Origin of the sequence: Agrobacterium sp. 33MFTa1.1 (assembly GCF_004328495.1) — a bacterium.
Taxonomy (GTDB): domain Bacteria; phylum Pseudomonadota; class Alphaproteobacteria; order Rhizobiales; family Rhizobiaceae; genus Agrobacterium; species Agrobacterium pusense.
On the sequence record NZ_CP036359.1, the window covers coordinates 85517 to 101285 of the forward strand.

Consider the following 15769-nt stretch of genomic DNA (forward strand, 5'->3'; position numbering starts at 1 on the left):
AACACCTGCCTTTAGCCTTTATGTATATAAAATCCATAAAATAGGTGAATTAAATGAAGGCCGAACATTCCCGCCGCCATATCCTCAAGCTCGGTATTGCCGGCGCGCTTGCCGCGCCGCTTGCAACTCGCGGTGCGCTGGCACAGAGCACGCCGGAATTTCCGGCAGAGCTGAAGCTGGATTGGGGATTTTATTCGTCCCATACACTGCTGATAAAGAACAAGGGCTGGCTTGAGGAAGCGTTCAAGGATGTCGGCACCAAGATCACCTGGGTACAATCGCGCGGCAGCAACAACTCGCTGGAGTTCCTCAAGGTCGGCTCGACCGATTTCGCCGGTTCCGCGGCGCTTTCGGCCTTTCTTGCCCGCGCCAATGGCGTGCCGCTGAAAGTCATCTATGTAGCAAGCTGGGGCGGTTCGTCCATCATTCAGGTGCGTCCGGATTCGCCGGTAAAGACGGTGGCCGATCTCAAGGGCAAGACCATTGCCGTCACCAAGGGCACGGCTCCCTATTTCACCCTTGTCCGCGCGCTTGCTCAACACAAGCTGTCAGTCGATGATCTGAAGGTTGTAAACCTGCAGCACCCCGAGGGGTTCAACGCGCTGCAGCAGGGACAGGTGGATGCCTGGGTCGGTATCGATCCGCACACCTCCCAGGCCGAGCTTGCCGGCGACAGGGCAATTTTCGATGAGCGTAGCTGGCGCGACGGCAGTGTCTTCAGCGTATCGGAGACGTTCCTGGCAAAACACCCGCGCGCGGTAGAGCGTCTGCTCGGCGTGTGGGTGCAGACGCAGAAATGGATCCGCGAGAATAACGGCGAATTCATCGATTTCGTCACGAAGGTCACGGGCAACGACCCCAAGATCACGGAACTTACCATCAACAAGCGTGACTGGAACGACCCCGTCCCGGGTGAAGAACTGCTGAATTCGATCCGTATCGTTACCCCGCTGCTTGGCGACGACGTCCTGCGTCCGGGCGTCAATGTCGACAATGTTCTTGCGTCATTGATAGACCCGGCTCCGGCGAAAAAGGTGCTGGGCGCATGAATTCCCATCCGCGCGAATTTCAGCGCGTGAGACAGCCATCCAGACAGTCTCCTTCCCGATCGACGCTTGTGCAAAAGGTGGGGGCTTTCTTCACACGGTTCGACCTGCGCGGTGCGATCGTGCCGGTCGGGTCTTTGCTGCTGCTCGAGCTTTTTGTTCGCATGGGCTGGGTGAGCCCTTATGTGCTGCCGCCGCCATCGGAACTCTACGATACGTTTCTGCGGCTTGCCGAAGGACCTCTCTGGACCAATGTCGCGGCAAGCACCGCCCGCGTTTTCGTCGGCTTCGTCATCGGCTCGGTGCTTGCGGTCATCGTTGGATCGCTGGTTGGGCTGGTCGTTGCCGCCGAGCGTTATCTGGAGCCCACGTTTCAGGCCCTGCGCGCGGTTCCGAGCCTCGCCTGGGTGCCGCTGCTGATGATCTGGTTCGGCATCGGCGAAACCTCTAAAATCGTCCTGATCGCCAAGAGCGCGTTTTTCCCGGTCTATCTCAACCTGTTCTCCGGCATCCGCAATGTGGATCGCAAACTTGTGGAAGTGGGCGAAATGTATCGCCAGCCCCTGCCCGTACTGGTCTGGCGAATTTTTATCCCGGCCTCCCTGCCTCATCTTTTCACCGGCCTGCGTTACGGGCTGTCCCTCGCCTGGCTGAGCGTCGTGGCAGCCGAGCTTCTGGCCGCATCCGAAGGGATCGGCTACATGCTTTCCGACGGGCGGGAACTGTCCCGTCCCGATCTGGTGATGATCGCCATCATCTGCCTTGCGGTGCTCGGCAAGATTTCCGACAGCCTGTTCAAGATCGTCGAGGAACGCTGCCTGCGTTGGCGCGATACCTATCCCCTGCAGGAAGGAGGTCGGTTGCGATGAGCCTGCTTCAGGTTGACGTGCGCGAAAAGGCCTTCGGCGATACCGTTGTCCTTCAGGACATTCATCTGGGGCTCGGCGATGGCGAAGCGGCGGTTCTTCTCGGGCCAAGCGGCTGCGGAAAGAGCACGCTGCTGCGCATCGCCGCAGGTCTGGACAGGCGATTTGCCGGCGCAGTGACGATCAACACGGCGGAAGAAGACGGAGCGACGGACACGCCGCCGATCGCCTTCGTCTTTCAGGAACCCCGCCTGATGCCCTGGCTGACGGTTGCCGAAAATATCGGCTATGCGGCCGGCAAGAAATTCGACGTGCAGCGGGTTGAAGGGCTGATCAACGACGTAGGCCTCAGCGGCCACGGCGCGGCGCTGCCGAAGGCGCTTTCCGGCGGCATGGCGCAGCGTGTCGCCATCGCTCGGGCGCTCTATACGCAACCGCGTATCCTGCTGCTGGATGAACCCTTCAGCGCGGTCGATGCCTTCACGCGGATGAAGCTTCAGGACCTTGTTCTGAAGCTTGTGGAACAGCGCGGCATCTCATTCCTTCTCGTCACCCACGATATCGATGAAGCTCTCTATCTCGGCGACCGGATTTACATGATGGGTGCCCATGACGGTCGCATACAGGAGGAGATCGAGGTGGACGTGCCACGCCCCCGTGACCGGCGCTCACCCCGGCTGGCAACCCTCAAGAACGACGTGCTGACAGCCCTGCACAAGGCGCATGTCATCTGATCGTCCGCCCCCTCACCCTTTCACACCGGACGAGATCATGATGGCTTCCGTTACCCGCCGCTGGAAGATGACGTAGGCGATGATGACCGGCAGCGCGGCAAGCATGGCGATGGCCATCAGCCGGGCATAGGCAACGCCGAATGTGTCATTGACCTGGGTGATGCCGACCGGGATCGTCATCATGTTTTCCGAGGTAACGACGAGGAAGGGCCAGAAGAAGGCGTTCCAGACCGTGATGAATGTCACGATCGCCATGGCGGTCGTAATGCCCCAGTTCAGCGGCAGGTAGACCTTGAAAAGGATTGTATACTCACCGCCGCCATCCAAAACCACAGCCTCGCGCATCTCCTTCGGCACGCTGTCGAAGAACTGCTTGTAGACGATGATGACGATGGGCGTGATGAGCTGCGGCAGGATGATGCCTGCCCAGGTGTTGATGAGGTTAAGGTTTTTCATCAGGATGAACTGCGTGACGACAAGCGTCTGCGCCGGCACCATGAAACTCGCCAGCACGATGCCATAGAGCAGGCGTCGGCCCGGAAACCGTATCTGCGAGAGGGCATAGGCGCACAACATCGAGATAAGAAGCACCGATACGGTAACGATCGCCGCCGTGCCGACCGAGTTGATATACCAGTTCATCAACTGCGTGTTGAAGATGGCGTTCACATAGGCGCTCAGCCGGAACTCGTCGGGTATCAGCAAGGTGTTCCCTGCAACATTCTCATCCGAGCGAATGGAGGTGACGAAGGTCCAGTAGAGCGGAAATATCCACACCAGCGCCGCCGAGAAGGTCAGCACGGTCAGGATGATGTTTTCTAGTCTTCTGGTGAGGCTCATGAGTTCCTCCGGATGCGCAGCAACTGGAACTGGAGAATGGAAACGATGACGATCAGCAGGAACAGCACGGTGGCGACGGCAGAGGCATAACCGCCATTGTTGAGCTGGAAGGCTTCACGATAGACCTTTAGAAGCAGTACAAAGCTTGAGTTGAAAGGGCCGCCGCCGCTCAGGAGATAGATCTGGTCGAATATCTTCAGTTGCAGGATCAATTGAAGGGTCAGCACGAGGGCTGTCACGGGCCATAATAGCGGCCAGGTCACGCGCCAGAAGCGTTGCCACGTCGTTGCGCCATCGAGCGAGGCGGCCTCATAAAGCTCGGCCGGAATGTTGCGAAGACCCGCGATGAATAGCAATACGTTGAAACCGTTGGTCCACCAGATGGTGACGACAGCGACCATCGGCATGACCCAATAGGGATTCTTGAAGACCGCGACCGGTTTTCCGGCAAACAGGGAAATCACCGGCTGAAGAATGCCGAACTGAAGATCGAGCATCCACGTCCAGATTTCCGTGACGACCGATACAGGCAAGACATAGGGCAAGAAAAACAGGCTCATCGCAACCGTCTGCCTGACGCCCGAAAGGCGGCTGACGGCGAGTGCGATCATCAGCGCGATGACGGTCGTCGGGACCACGGTTAGAAGCACAAAATAACCGTTGTTCTTCAGCGACGTTATAAACAGGCGGTCGCTCAGCAGCTTTGCGTAGTTTGCAAACCCGACCCAGTTTCCATCACCGATCAGGGGCGCATCGGTGAAACTCATGCGCACCATCTCGACCAGCGGATAAAGGAAGAAGGTGGCGAAGACCACGATGAACGGCGTCACCATCGACAGCGCGATCAGCGATTTCTTGCGCCGGTTTTCAATCATAGCCATGGACTGTCTCCGGGACTTCACGCATTGCAGGCGCCCTCCGGCCAGAGACCGGAGGGCCGGTTCCTGTCACTTCAGCTTGCTTTGCAGCTCTTCCTTGATCTGCTCCACCGCATCCGTGCCGCTCATGAAGCCCTGAATGGCCGGAGCGATGACGTTGAGCGCGGCATCATAGGCAGGCGAAGCGACACCCGTGATCGTCGTTTTCGGATCGAACACGGCTGCTTCTGCAAGTGACGCATAGGTGGCGTTCGGCTGCATCGCCTTGTAATCGCTGCCCTCGGTGATCGATTTATAGGCCGGGATGTGGCCAGCATCGGCCCAGCTGATGGCGTGTTTTTCCATCCAGCCGATTACCTTCATCACCGCGGCGCGTTTTTCGCCGGAAACGGTCTTGTCACCCTGGTTGGGAATGGCAAAAGCGTGTGAATCCGCCCATGTAGCGCGTTTACCCATGAAGGGCGGAACCTCGACCGCGCTCCATTTGAAGCCCAGCTTGTTGTTCTTTTCCAGGTCCTTGTAGGTCGGCACTTCCCAGACGCCGTTCAGCTGGAAGGCGGATTTTCCGGCGGAGAAGAGCGCGACGGAAGCGGGATATTCCGCCTGCTCCGGCGCCCAGCCGTTTTCGCGCCATTTCGACATGGTATCGATAGCCTTGGCGGCCTTCTCCGCATTGTCGCCGGCCAGCACCTCGCCATTGGTGACGAGTTCACCACCCTGCTGCGAGAACAAGGTGTAAAAGACGCGCCAGACACCGGCTTCTCCGCCGGATTGATACGTGACCGGCGTTTCGACGCCTTTTTCCTTGGCCCAGGCCAGCGCCTTCTCGAAGTCGTCTATCGTCTTGATACCGGTCAGCTTGCCTTCGGCATCGATATAGGGCGAGCCTTTGAGAAGATCGGCATTGTAATAGAGAACCAGCGCGTGAATATCGAAAGGCACGGCATAAAGCTTGCCGTCATGGGTGGCCGCATCGAGCGGCGCACTGAAGAAATCGTCCTTCTTCAGTCCCGCATCCTCAAGATCCTTGTCGGTAATCTCGCTCAGCACCTTCTCCTGCAGCGCCAGCGGCGCACGGGACAGGTGATAGGTCATGACGTCAGGTCCTTCGCCGACGGCAGAAGCGGTCCGTACCTTGGTATAGAAGGGCACGCCCCATTCGAGCGTCGTTCCCTTCACCTGAATATCAGGATGTTCCTTGTTGAAGGCATCGATCAGCGCCTTCATGCGCACGCCGTCACCGCCGGACAGGAAATCCCACCAGACGATATCCTGTCTGGCCAGCGCCGGCAGGGCGGTCAAACCCAGAACCGTGCCAACAAGCAATGTCTTGATCAGTCGCATCGTTCACTCCTCCCGTTTTCTTTGAAAACACCCCATCGGGGATGGTCTGCTGCCTCGACAGGCGCCTCCTCGCGCCTATCGCAACCTTCTGCCGTCGCTGTCGAAAACCATGATGTGGTCGGGCGCGGCGGTGAGCGAAACCGGACGGCCATCCAGGCTCTCGCGCGAGCCCTGGCGCTGCACGATGATTTCCCTGCCGGCCCCGGTGCGGGTATAGAGGTAGGAGACGTCGCCCAGCTCTTCCGCGACCTCGACGACGACCGGCAAGGCACCGTCCTGTGTTATGATCAGATGCTCGGGTCGGATCCCGATCTCGACACGCTGCCCGGCGGAGACGGGTTGCGAGAGCCGCGCCTCGATATGTCCATGCCCGCCATCGGGCGAAAGCGTCACGACGCCTTCGTGCTGTCCGACGACGTCCGCCTGCAGGAAGTTCATCGCCGGTGAGCCGATGAAGCCCGCGACGAACCGGTTATCAGGATCGTCATAGAGGGTGAGCGGTGCACCCGCCTGCTGCACGACGCCGCCCTTCAACACGAAGATCTTGTCCGCGAGCGTCATGGCCTCCACCTGATCATGGGTGACATAGATCATTGTGGCACCCAGCTTGCGGTGGAGCCGGGTCAGCTCCAGCCGCATCTGCACGCGCAACTCCGCATCGAGGTTCGAAAGCGGCTCATCGAACAGGAAGACCTTCGGCTGTCGAACGATGGCGCGGCCGATGGCGACGCGCTGGCGCTGTCCACCGGAAAGCTGCGAAGGCTTTTTCTGCAGATGATCTTCCAGCTGCAGGATGCGGGCCGCCTCGCCCACCCTCTCATTCACCTCCGCCTTCGGCCGGCGGGCAAGACGCAGGCTGAACGCCATGTTCTCGAACACCGTCAGATGCGGATAGAGGGCATAGTTCTGGAAAACCATCGCAACGCCGCGATCCGCCGGCTCGACGGCCGTGACATCACGGTCGTCGATGGCGATGCATCCGCCGCTGGTCTCTTCAAGACCGGCAATCATCCGCAGCAGCGTGGATTTTCCGCAGCCGGAAGGCCCGACGAAGACCGCGAAGCTGCCGGTCGGGATATCCATCGAGACATCCCGGATCGCCGCGAAGGAGCCGAAGGACTTGGCGATATTGTTGAGACGGACACCCATGGCCGCCTCACTGAACCTTCAGACGCAGCACATGATAAGACAGCGCCGGCACGGACCCCTTCAGCGCTCCGTCTTCGACGCCAACACCGCTGCCCGGCACCGGCACGACACGATCCGGCTGATCCGGGCCATTACCGACACGCAGATCGTAACCCGCCATGGCCAGATGCAGATCGAGCGTGGCCGACGAGAAACCGGTGAGGCTGACATCGAGGTCGGCGGCCTCGGTCAAGTGCCGGTTCAACACGAACAATGTCACCATGCCTTCCGCCTCGTCATAGACACCGGCGACATCGAGATATTTGACGTCATCGGCCGCATTGCAGTCATAGGTCGGGCAATCAACGGCGACATTCAGCGCGACGCCACGGCCATAAAGCGAAGCAAACTGGTATGGATAATAGATCGTCTGACGCCATGCCGGGCCGTTCTTCTCGGCACGGATGGGCGCGATGACATTGACGAGCTGCGCGATGCAGGCGATGCGCACCCGATCCGAACGGCGGATGAACTCGTTGAGCAGACCCGCCACGAACAGCGCGTCCTCGAAATTGTATGTCTCTTCGAGAAGTGCGGGCGCTTCCGGCCAGTCCCAGCTCTTGATGCGTTTGCCGTCTTCTTCGCGGATGTGATACCAGACGTTCCATTCGTCGAAGCAGATGGAGACGTCGTTCTTGGCGCGCTTCTTCGCCTTCACATAATCGATGACGCCCGCAATCGTCTGGATGTAGCGTCCGGTTTCCTCGATCTTGCCGAAATAATTCAGCGTGTCGCGGCTGTTGTTGCCGAAATATTTGTGCAGCGAGATGTGATCCACATTTTCATAGCACTCCTCGAGAACTTCCCGCTCCCATTCGGGATAAGTGGGCATGCCGTCATTGGAGCTGCCGCAGACGATTGCTTCAATAGTCGGATCGAAACCCTTGAAGGCCTTGGCGGTTTCGTTGGCGAGACGCCCGTACTCCACCGCCGTTTTGTGACCGATCTGCCAGGGACCGTCCATTTCGTTGCCAAGGCACCACATTTTCACGCCATGCGGCTTTTCGGCGCCATGGCTGCGGCGCAGATCGCTGAGCGTCGTACCGCCGGGGAAGTTGACGTATTCGAGGAAGTTGCGGGCGTCGTCCAGACCACGGGAGCCAAGATTGACGGCGAGCATCATCTCGATGCCGGCCATCTGCGCCCAGTCGGCGAATTCATTGATGCCGATCTGGTTGGTTTCCTTGGAGCGCCAGGCGAGATCGAGCCGGATGGGACGCTGGTCGCGCGGCCCAATGCCGTCTTCCCAGCGATAGGCCGAAACGAAGTTGCCGCCCGGATAACGGATGGCCGGGATCTTCAGGTCCTGCACGAATTTCAGAACGTCCTTGCGAAAGCCGTTTTCATCCGCCTGAGGATGGCCCGGCTCGTAGATGCCGCCGTATATGGCGCGCCCCATATGTTCGATGAAGGCGGAATAAAGACGATCGTCGATACGCCCAATCCGGAAGTCCCGGTGGACTGAAACCCGCGCTTTCATAAGGCTCTCCTCCCATGCGCATTTATATCGTGAAATATGGTATGAACCACATTTGATAATATAGTTGCCGAGGGAATCCGCGCCTGTCAACCGCGAAAATCATACTTATTAAATTTGCTGGATCAGGCAGCCGTTCGCAGGCGTAAAACGATGTCCTGGTCGTAATTTCCGAACCCGCGGCCAAATATGTTCAGCCCGCCCGGATGTTTCGCATCCGCCTTGACCTCGATGCGCAGACGGATGGAACGGTGGCTGGTCAGATCGATATCCGCGAGCGTCACATCCGAAATCCGGGTGCCATCCACAAAGGTCCCCTGGGCGGTAATCCGCCATGTTTTCAGCATACCGTATTGCGAACCGGACAGCTTCCACCAGTCCGGCGTAAATGTTCCCCGCTTGTCTCCGAAATCGCCGGGCGACGTCCAGACGCCGATTTCCCTGCCGTTGACGGACAGGGTGATGTCCGACGGCCAGTTGCTGTGGGTTCCGGGAACCTCTGAACTGACCTCCATGGAAAACTCGACTTCCTCGACCTCCCGCCCCTGAATCTTGGCGTTATTAGGGAACTGATACTCGACGAAACCCGATGTCAGCCATAACAAGGCCGTCTTCATGCGGTCCGGATCCATGAACGTATCGGGCACATCCAGAAGCCCGATAATGCCCTCCGGCGAGCAGATGCCACAGGGCGCCGTTACCGAACTTTGCGTGTAAAGGCCGAGAGGCATCGCCACGGCAATATAGTTTGAGGTCGCCGGGGTTTCGGGTTTTCGGAAGGAAACGATAAGTTCGTCGCAGGTGGCAAAGCAGATTTTCTGGCTACCCTTGCGCGCCTTGCGCGTCTCGGTTCGCAGCAACCCCGCCTCCTCCAGAACGGCCACGCCGGCGGAAACGGTGGACTGGGGCAAATCCAGTCTCTGCGCAATTTCGTTGACATTGAGACCGCTCGCCTCGTGCAAGAGCTTCAATATCTGCACGCGGATCAGCGATGCGGCCGCTTTCAGCACATCGAATTCTTTTTCAGCATCAACGAGAAGGAAATTGGGCGCCATATTCTAATCTTCAGATTTATCGATCCAGATCAGAATTTCTGGCTTAAATGCCATGCACTTGTCCAGTGCTGTTTGCCATGCAGGCGCTTCCAAAAGACGGAAAGCGGGATTCACCGCCCTCGCTTCATGAAAAAGGCATCGCCACGCGGCTGCGAGACCGCGCGGCGGTGCCCTTTCGTCGTCAGCCGCGCTTGCGCAGGGTCCGCGTGCCGGTGTCGACGAGATTTTGCGCTGCTTCATCCACGCTGGCGCGGCCGAAGGCGAGCGAATCGGCGATGGGGCGCATCACGCCGCGGTCGAACTCATTGGCGCCGATCGGGGCGGGCTCCGGATAGGGATCGAGCTTGCCCGACAGGCTCTCAATGTAATCCACCGTCTTGCGCTCGGTCTCGTTGAGCGTCGGCAACAATGCCTCGCGCACAACCTTGGCGGGCGGCACGCCGCGCTCGACGCCAAGCACCTTGCCTGCTTCCAGATCGTTGACGAAGAAGTTGATGAATTTCGCCGCCGCTTCCGCGTTGGTCGAAGTGGACGAAATGGACCAGATGAGGCCCGGCCGATAATAATGCCCGGTCGGCTTGCCCGGCCCCTCACCCGGAAGCATACCGATGGACAGCGTTTGCTTATTGAGTTTCTGGTAACCGACAAGCTGGTTGGAATAGGCAAAACCAATGGCCGAATTGCCAAGCGTCAGCGCATTGGATTCGATGGTATTGTCGTCACGCGTCTGGATATCGGCGGAAACGCAAAGCTTGTTCTCGCGCAGGTCCTCCCAATAGGCGAACCATTCCTTGGCATCTTCCTTGTTGAAGCCGATGGTGCCGTCCTGAAACAGAAGCTTGCCGCGCTGGCGCAGCCAGACGTCGAAGACATAATGATAACGCGCGCCATAGGGTACGGCCCAATAGTTGCGCTTCGCCGGGCCGTTCTTCTTGAAATCGCGCGCCAGTTCAGCAAGCGCTTTCCAGGTGATCTGATCCTGTGGAACGGAAACACCCGCTTCTTTCAGCGTGTCGGCGTCATACATCATGCAGAAGGAATTCAGCCCGAGGCCGACGCCGTAAAGCTTGCCGTCGATACGGCAGAGATCGATCTCGCTTTTGCCGAAAGTGGAAAGATCAAGCGACTTGCCGACGAACTGATCCAGCTCCATGCAAGCGCCTCGACCCGAATAATCGGCGATGGTGGAAGGTTCGAGCTGGAAGATATCGGCGACGTTTCGCCCCGCCATCGATGTCGCAAGCTTGGTCCAGTAATCGGAACCCGCGATCATTTCCCCGCTGATTTCGGTCTGCGGATTGGCCTTCTGGTAAAGAGCGATCACATCGTTGGTGCGCTTGCTGCGATCGGCAGATCCCCACCACACGCAACGAAGCCGGGTTTCAGCCGCAGCCGCGCGAAAACCGCCCGCCGCAGCACCCAGGCTCGCCAGCGCCGCCGTCACCAAAAACCCGCGTCTATCAATCATTTGCATCTGCTCCTCCCGCGTTTTGCAAATTTTTCTGATATCACTTAAATTCTTGCAAATTTTCTTTGTTTGCAATATTTGCATCATAACAGATTTTTTTGCAAGCGCAGGAGCCGATATGAACGATACGCCCGACATCAGCCGTCCGCGCCAGTCGGATATCGCCCAGCGCGCCGGGGTCTCCATCAGCACAGTCTCGCGTGTTCTCGCAGGGGAAAAAGGAATCAGCGCGTCGATCCAGACCAAGGTTCTGGGAGTTGCGGCGGAGCTCGGATACCCCTTGCGACCGGCGACCAACCAGTCGGCCGGTGTGCAGCTGGAAGGCAAGACAATCCTCGCGCTCATGTCCGCGGAAAGGGCGACGGGCGATATTGGCGCCTTTTACCACGATATTTTCGATGTGCTGCGCAGCCTCGCCCAGACGGACGGTTTCGAACTCGACATCAGGCTATTGCACCAGAAGCAGATCGACGATTCCCTGATCCAGCGGGTCTGTGAGGTGGACGGCCTCCTGGCCATCGGGCTCGATCCCGAGGAGGAGATCATCCACCGCATAACGCAGGGCGTACTGCAACCTGTTCTTGTCAACAGTGCTGACCCCTCGATGATGCTCGATTGCGTTTCGCCTTCCAATTTTTACGGCGGCGCGCTGGCGGCCCGGCGGCTTCTGGAACTCGGCCATCGCAAGGTCGCCTATATCGGTCCGCATCATCGCCACACCATCAGGGAGCGCATGCGCGGCTTCCGCCATACGATACTTGAGGAAAAAGGAACGACCTATGAGGAGTTCCTGCTTTCGACGGCAGATAGCGGCTTCGGCCAGGCGGGCGACGCGGTTCGCCAGCTGCTGGCCAAAAACCCTGAACTGACAGGCATTTTCTGTATGAATGACGCAATTGCCCTTGGCGCACTCGGGGCAGCGCAGGAGCTGGGCCTCGGCGTTCCCGACGATCTTTCCATCATCGGTTTCGATGACCTGCCCTTTGCCGAACTTTCTACCCCACGTCTCAGCACGATCCGGGTCGATCGCCGCGAGATTGCGCGCGAAGCGGTTGACCTGCTGCGGCGGCGCCTGACCGAGCCTTCAGCCAATGCCCGTCAGGTGCAACTTGGCGTGCAGCTGGTGGAAGGACAGACAGCCGGCAAGGCGAAAAAGACGGGAAAGGCGACGCGCGATGCATGACACCATGAGCAGACCCCATATGGCGCGATTTAACCCGCTGCACGGCAATCCGCTCAAAAGCCGCGCCGATGTCCGGCGGGCGCTGCATGATAGCTTTGTGCCGCTTCTTCCCTATTTCTCGCAGGGTGGCGCAAGGGTGACGCTCAGCGGAGCGGCCGCGCACTTCGACCGTGCGGCGGCCGATCTGGAAGGCTTTGCCCGACCGCTCTGGGGCATCGCTCCGCTTGCGCTGAGTGGCGATCGTTTCGACCATTGGCCGCTTCTCGCCCGGGGCATAGCCAACGGCACCGATCCTTCCCATCCTGAATACTGGGGCGATGTGCGCCAGAAGGATCAGCGGCTGGTGGAGCTCGCTGCAATCGGTTTTGCACTGCGGCTTGCGCCGCAGCATCTGTGGGAACCACTGTCCGATACACAGAAAGACAATGTGCGCCGCTATTTGCTTACCGCCCGTCAGCGCGGTTACGCCGATAATAACTGGAAGTTTTTTCGCGTCATGGTCGACATGGCGCTGGATAATCTCGGTATCGAATTCGATCGCAGCCTGACCGAAACCTTCCAGAAGGAGCTCGACGATTTCTATATATCCGACGGCTGGTATCGCGACGGCAACTATCGCCGCATCGATCACTACATTGCCTTCGCCATGCATTTCTACGGGCTGATTTACGCGAAACTCAGCAAGCCTGATGACGCCTATGCCGAGCGTTACCGGCAGCGCGCACGGCTTTTCGCTGGCGATTTTGCCAGCTGGTTCGATGAGGATGGCGGAACCCTGGCTTTCGGCCGCTCCATGACCTACCGTTTTGCCTGTGGCGGTTTCTGGGCGGGCCTTGCCTTTGCCGACGAGGAGGCGCTGCCCTGGGGCGAGATCAAGGGCCTTTATCTGCAGCACCTGCGCTGGTGGGCCAAAAAGCCGATTGCCGATCGCGATGGCGTGCTCTCCATCGGCTACGCCTATCCGCAGCTCACCATGTCGGAAAGTTATAATTCGGCAGGTTCGCCCTATTGGGCTTTCAAGGCTTTCCTGCCGCTTGCCCTGCCGGAAAGTCATCCCTTCTGGCAGGCGGAGGAAAGGCTGCCCGAACCGTCCGCAAGCCCTAAGCCGCTTGTTCATCCCGGCATGGTGATGATGCGGACGAAAGGCAACGTCACGGCGCTCTCCAGCGGCCAGGAAAATCTCTCCATGCGCGGCGGGCCGGAAAAATACGCAAAATTCGCCTATTCCTCCCGCTACGGCTTCGGCGTGGAAGTGGACGAGCGTGGCTTCAAGACCAACGGTTTCGACAATATGCTGGCCTTTTCCGAGGACGGACTGCATTACCGCGTGCGCGAGACCAACGAGAAGGTTCTGCTGGCGGGAGCAAGCCTGCGGGCGACATGGAAGCCGTTTGCCGATGTCGCCGTTGAAACCACGCTGGTTGCGGCTGGCGACTGGCATATCAGACTGCACCGGATCACCTCTGCCCGCTCCCTTTGGGTTACGGAAGGTGGTTTTGCGATCAACCGCAACGATGGCGACCGCGACGCCGTGAGCGAAGAGGCCGGACGGGCGACGACGGATTGTGGCACTGACATATCGGCAATCATCGATCTCGGTTCGAACATAGACCGGCACGGCGTGGCGCTGAAGGCACTGCCCAATACAAATCTCATCAACGCCAAGACCACCGTGCCGCAATTGCGCGGCCAGATCGCCGCCGGCGAGAGCGTTCTGGTTTGCGCGGTCTTTGCCGGAGTGAGCGGCCCGGAAGGCGAGAAAGCAATGGCTTCGGTTCCAGCCATTCCCGACCTGGAGGCGCTTGATCGCCTCTTCGCGAGAGAGGGCGTGCCGGTCAGCAGCATGGCGGCCAGGGGAGAGCCGCAATGACGAGCCCGATTCCGCGTCTCAGCATAGCCATGGACCCGGAACGGACCGAGCATGTGCTGACATCGCAGGCGCTCGACAGGTTGTCAGAGAGGGTCGAGATTCTCGACACAGGCACAATCCGCGATTTCCACGATCCCGCGGTGAAAGAGCAGCTGGCGAAGACGGATATCCTCCTGACCGGCTGGGGCTGTCCGGATATCGGCGCGCAGGAACTGGCGCTGATGCCCCGCCTCAGGCTCATCTCCCATGCTGCCGGCACGGTAAAATATTTCCTGTCGCAAGCGGTGTTCGATCGGGGCGTTACGGTGTGCAGCGCCGCAGAGGCGAATGCGCAGCCGGTCGCAGAATTTTCTCTGGCGATGATCCTGCTGGCCGGCAAGCGGACCTTCGGCTTCAGGCGTCTTTATCTGGAGCATCGCGACCGAGCCCCGGTCGAGCGATTGCAGGCGCAGGCCATCGGCAATCTCGGCCTCACGGTCGGCATCGTCGGCGCGTCACGCATCGGACGTCGCGTCATTGGTCTATTGCAGCCCTTCGATCTCAATCTCATGCTTTTCGACCCGCTTCTCGGTGCTGCGGAAGCGGAAAAGCTCGGCGTCCGTCTTGCCTCGCTCGAAGAGCTGATGGCGGCGAGCGATGTCATTTCCCTGCATGCGCCCTCCCTGCCGCAGACGCGGCACATGATTGGCGCGGCAGCGCTTGCCCGCATGAAGGACGGCGCAACCCTGATCAACACGGCGCGCGGCGCACTTGTGGATGAAGACGCGCTTCTGGCCGAACTGAAAACCGGACGCATCGAAGCCGTCATCGACGTGACCGATCCCGAAGTGCCGCCGCCGGACTCACCCTTTTACAGCCTGCCGAACGTCTTCCTGACGCCGCATATTGCCGGCGCCACCGGTCTCGAACGGGCGAGGCTCGGCGACATGGCGATTGCCGAAATCGAACGCTTCTGCTGCGCGGTGCCTTTGCAGCAGCAGGTGCGGCCCGAACATCTGGACCTGATCGCGTGAGACCTTTCGAACCCGGCCTGTGCTCCGTCACCTTCCGCTCCCTGACGCCACAGGTCGTGATAGAGCTTGCGGCCAGCAATGGCATCAGGGCAATCGAATGGGGTGCGGATGTCCATGTCCCGCCGGGCGACCTCGAAAATGCGCGGCAGGTTGCTGCGCGGACGGCAGAAGCGGGCCTCTCCGTCTCGTCCTACGGTTCCTATATCTTCGCGCCGGATTTCACACCTGACGATGTGACCAGTGTGCTCGAAACCACAAGGGCGCTCGGCACACAGCATATCCGTATCTGGCCGGGGCAACGCAAACGTCCATCCGCCGATTACACACCCGCGGAACGCCGCGCGGCAACGGAAGCGCTGGCGACAATTGCTCACCGAGCGGAAGACTACGGGATGACGATCGGCCTCGAATATCACCCGAATTCGCTGACCGACGCCCTCCCCTCCGCCCAGCAGCTGGCGCAGGATTTGCCGATGCCCAACCTGTTCTTCTACTGGCAGCCCGCCCCGGGCCTGCCGCTGGAAGAGGCACTCGCGGAAATATCCGCGCTCGGCCCGCGCATCTGCCATCTGCATGTGTTCGCCTGGCTCGCCGACGCCAGCCGCCTGCCGCTTGCCGACCGCGCAGACTACTGGCGGGCGTGCATCGCGGCTTTGCCTGAGGGCGAATGGACGAGAACCGCCTATGCGATGCTGGAATTCGTCAGGGGTGATGACATCGGCCAGTTTGCGGAAGACGCGCTGACGCTTCGGAAGATTCTCGACAGGTCTTAGATCCCGCCTGCTCATCATAAATATCCTGCAGCCG

Annotated in this window: 14 protein-coding genes; 7 read left to right on the forward strand and 7 right to left on the reverse strand. The window is 59.6% G+C overall.

Translation table 11 applies throughout. The features are described 5' to 3' along the window. Window positions 1-53: 53 nt before the first annotated feature. Genes EYD00_RS14220 through EYD00_RS14230 form a run of 3 tightly spaced genes read left to right on the forward strand, consistent with a single transcriptional unit; the run spans window position 54 to window position 2646 of the window. Complete coding sequence (locus EYD00_RS14220) at window positions 54-1049, forward strand: aliphatic sulfonate ABC transporter substrate-binding protein (protein ID WP_034496579.1); 996 nt, start codon at window positions 54-56, stop codon at window positions 1047-1049. Then, window positions 1046-1915 carry an ABC transporter permease gene (locus EYD00_RS14225; RefSeq protein WP_004444914.1) on the forward strand — a complete coding sequence of 290 codons (870 nt, stop codon included), beginning with the start codon at window positions 1046-1048 and terminating at the stop codon, window positions 1913-1915. Before EYD00_RS14220 ends, EYD00_RS14225 begins: the two co-directional genes overlap by 4 nt. Then, complete coding sequence (locus EYD00_RS14230) at window positions 1912-2646, forward strand: ABC transporter ATP-binding protein (protein WP_004444916.1); 735 nt, start codon at window positions 1912-1914, stop codon at window positions 2644-2646. The genes EYD00_RS14225 and EYD00_RS14230 overlap by 4 nt, the downstream gene beginning before the upstream one ends. 12 nt (window positions 2647-2658) lie before the next feature. Here EYD00_RS14230 and EYD00_RS14235 read toward each other — a convergent pair whose 3' ends face one another. The 7 genes from EYD00_RS14235 to EYD00_RS14265 form a co-directional block, all read right to left on the reverse strand. Then, complete coding sequence (locus EYD00_RS14235; protein WP_004444918.1) at window positions 2659-3486, reverse strand: carbohydrate ABC transporter permease; 828 nt, start codon at window positions 3484-3486, stop codon at window positions 2659-2661. Next, window positions 3483-4367, reverse strand: coding sequence for a carbohydrate ABC transporter permease (locus EYD00_RS14240; RefSeq protein WP_034496581.1), 885 nt, complete (start codon window positions 4365-4367; stop codon window positions 3483-3485). The genes EYD00_RS14235 and EYD00_RS14240 overlap by 4 nt, the downstream gene beginning before the upstream one ends. Window positions 4368-4433: 66 nt before the next feature. After that, window positions 4434-5708, reverse strand: coding sequence for an extracellular solute-binding protein (locus EYD00_RS14245; RefSeq protein ID WP_022562625.1), 1275 nt, complete (start codon window positions 5706-5708; stop codon window positions 4434-4436). Window positions 5709-5783: 75 nt separating this feature from the next. After that, on the reverse strand, window positions 5784-6857 hold the full coding sequence (locus EYD00_RS14250; protein WP_034496583.1) for an ABC transporter ATP-binding protein: 1074 nt from the start codon (window positions 6855-6857) through the stop codon (window positions 5784-5786). Between the two features lie 7 nt (window positions 6858-6864). Beyond that, window positions 6865-8376, reverse strand: a complete 1512-nt coding sequence (gene arfA, locus EYD00_RS14255; protein WP_006700548.1) for an arabinosylfuranosidase ArfA — start codon at window positions 8374-8376, stop codon at window positions 6865-6867. Window positions 8377-8498: 122 nt separating this feature from the next. Continuing rightward, window positions 8499-9428, reverse strand: coding sequence for an ArsR/SmtB family transcription factor (locus EYD00_RS14260; protein ID WP_004444928.1), 930 nt, complete (start codon window positions 9426-9428; stop codon window positions 8499-8501). A gap of 181 nt (window positions 9429-9609) precedes the next feature. Further along, window positions 9610-10902 carry an ABC transporter substrate-binding protein gene (locus tag EYD00_RS14265; protein ID WP_034496585.1) on the reverse strand — a complete coding sequence of 431 codons (1293 nt, stop codon included), beginning with the start codon at window positions 10900-10902 and terminating at the stop codon, window positions 9610-9612. Between the two features lie 112 nt (window positions 10903-11014). Between EYD00_RS14265 and EYD00_RS14270 the strand changes: the two genes are divergently transcribed. From EYD00_RS14270 to EYD00_RS14285, 4 genes are read left to right on the forward strand one after another with little or no spacing between them, the layout of a single operon-like run. Beyond that, on the forward strand, window positions 11015-12079 hold the full coding sequence (locus EYD00_RS14270; protein ID WP_004444930.1) for a LacI family DNA-binding transcriptional regulator: 1065 nt from the start codon (window positions 11015-11017) through the stop codon (window positions 12077-12079). Next, window positions 12072-13949 carry a DUF2264 domain-containing protein gene (locus tag EYD00_RS14275; protein WP_051674169.1) on the forward strand — a complete coding sequence of 626 codons (1878 nt, stop codon included), beginning with the start codon at window positions 12072-12074 and terminating at the stop codon, window positions 13947-13949. Before EYD00_RS14270 ends, EYD00_RS14275 begins: the two co-directional genes overlap by 8 nt. Continuing rightward, window positions 13946-14962, forward strand: a complete 1017-nt coding sequence (locus tag EYD00_RS14280; protein ID WP_034496587.1) for a hydroxyacid dehydrogenase — start codon at window positions 13946-13948, stop codon at window positions 14960-14962. Before EYD00_RS14275 ends, EYD00_RS14280 begins: the two co-directional genes overlap by 4 nt. Next, the gene (locus EYD00_RS14285) at window positions 14959-15735 is read left to right on the forward strand and encodes a sugar phosphate isomerase/epimerase family protein (RefSeq protein ID WP_006700538.1); all 777 of its coding nucleotides are present in this window, start codon (window positions 14959-14961) and stop codon (window positions 15733-15735) included. The genes EYD00_RS14280 and EYD00_RS14285 overlap by 4 nt, the downstream gene beginning before the upstream one ends. Window positions 15736-15769 lie beyond the last annotated feature (34 nt).

Coding starts and splice junctions, on each gene's coding strand:
- EYD00_RS14225 (WP_004444914.1), top strand. CDS start 1,046: ATGAATTCCCATCCGCGCGAATTTCAGCGCGTGAGACAGCCATCCAGA.
- EYD00_RS14235 (WP_004444918.1), bottom strand. CDS start 3,486: ATGAGCCTCACCAGAAGACTAGAAAACATCATCCTGACCGTGCTGACC.
- EYD00_RS14230 (WP_004444916.1), top strand. CDS start 1,912: ATGAGCCTGCTTCAGGTTGACGTGCGCGAAAAGGCCTTCGGCGATACC.
- EYD00_RS14250 (WP_034496583.1), bottom strand. CDS start 6,857: ATGGGTGTCCGTCTCAACAATATCGCCAAGTCCTTCGGCTCCTTCGCG.
- EYD00_RS14280 (WP_034496587.1), top strand. CDS start 13,946: ATGACGAGCCCGATTCCGCGTCTCAGCATAGCCATGGACCCGGAACGG.
- EYD00_RS14275 (WP_051674169.1), top strand. CDS start 12,072: ATGCATGACACCATGAGCAGACCCCATATGGCGCGATTTAACCCGCTG.
- EYD00_RS14270 (WP_004444930.1), top strand. CDS start 11,015: ATGAACGATACGCCCGACATCAGCCGTCCGCGCCAGTCGGATATCGCC.
- EYD00_RS14265 (WP_034496585.1), bottom strand. CDS start 10,902: ATGCAAATGATTGATAGACGCGGGTTTTTGGTGACGGCGGCGCTGGCG.
- EYD00_RS14260 (WP_004444928.1), bottom strand. CDS start 9,428: ATGGCGCCCAATTTCCTTCTCGTTGATGCTGAAAAAGAATTCGATGTG.
- arfA (WP_006700548.1), bottom strand. CDS start 8,376: ATGAAAGCGCGGGTTTCAGTCCACCGGGACTTCCGGATTGGGCGTATC.
- EYD00_RS14240 (WP_034496581.1), bottom strand. CDS start 4,367: ATGGCTATGATTGAAAACCGGCGCAAGAAATCGCTGATCGCGCTGTCG.
- EYD00_RS14245 (WP_022562625.1), bottom strand. CDS start 5,708: ATGCGACTGATCAAGACATTGCTTGTTGGCACGGTTCTGGGTTTGACC.
- EYD00_RS14220 (WP_034496579.1), top strand. CDS start 54: ATGAAGGCCGAACATTCCCGCCGCCATATCCTCAAGCTCGGTATTGCC.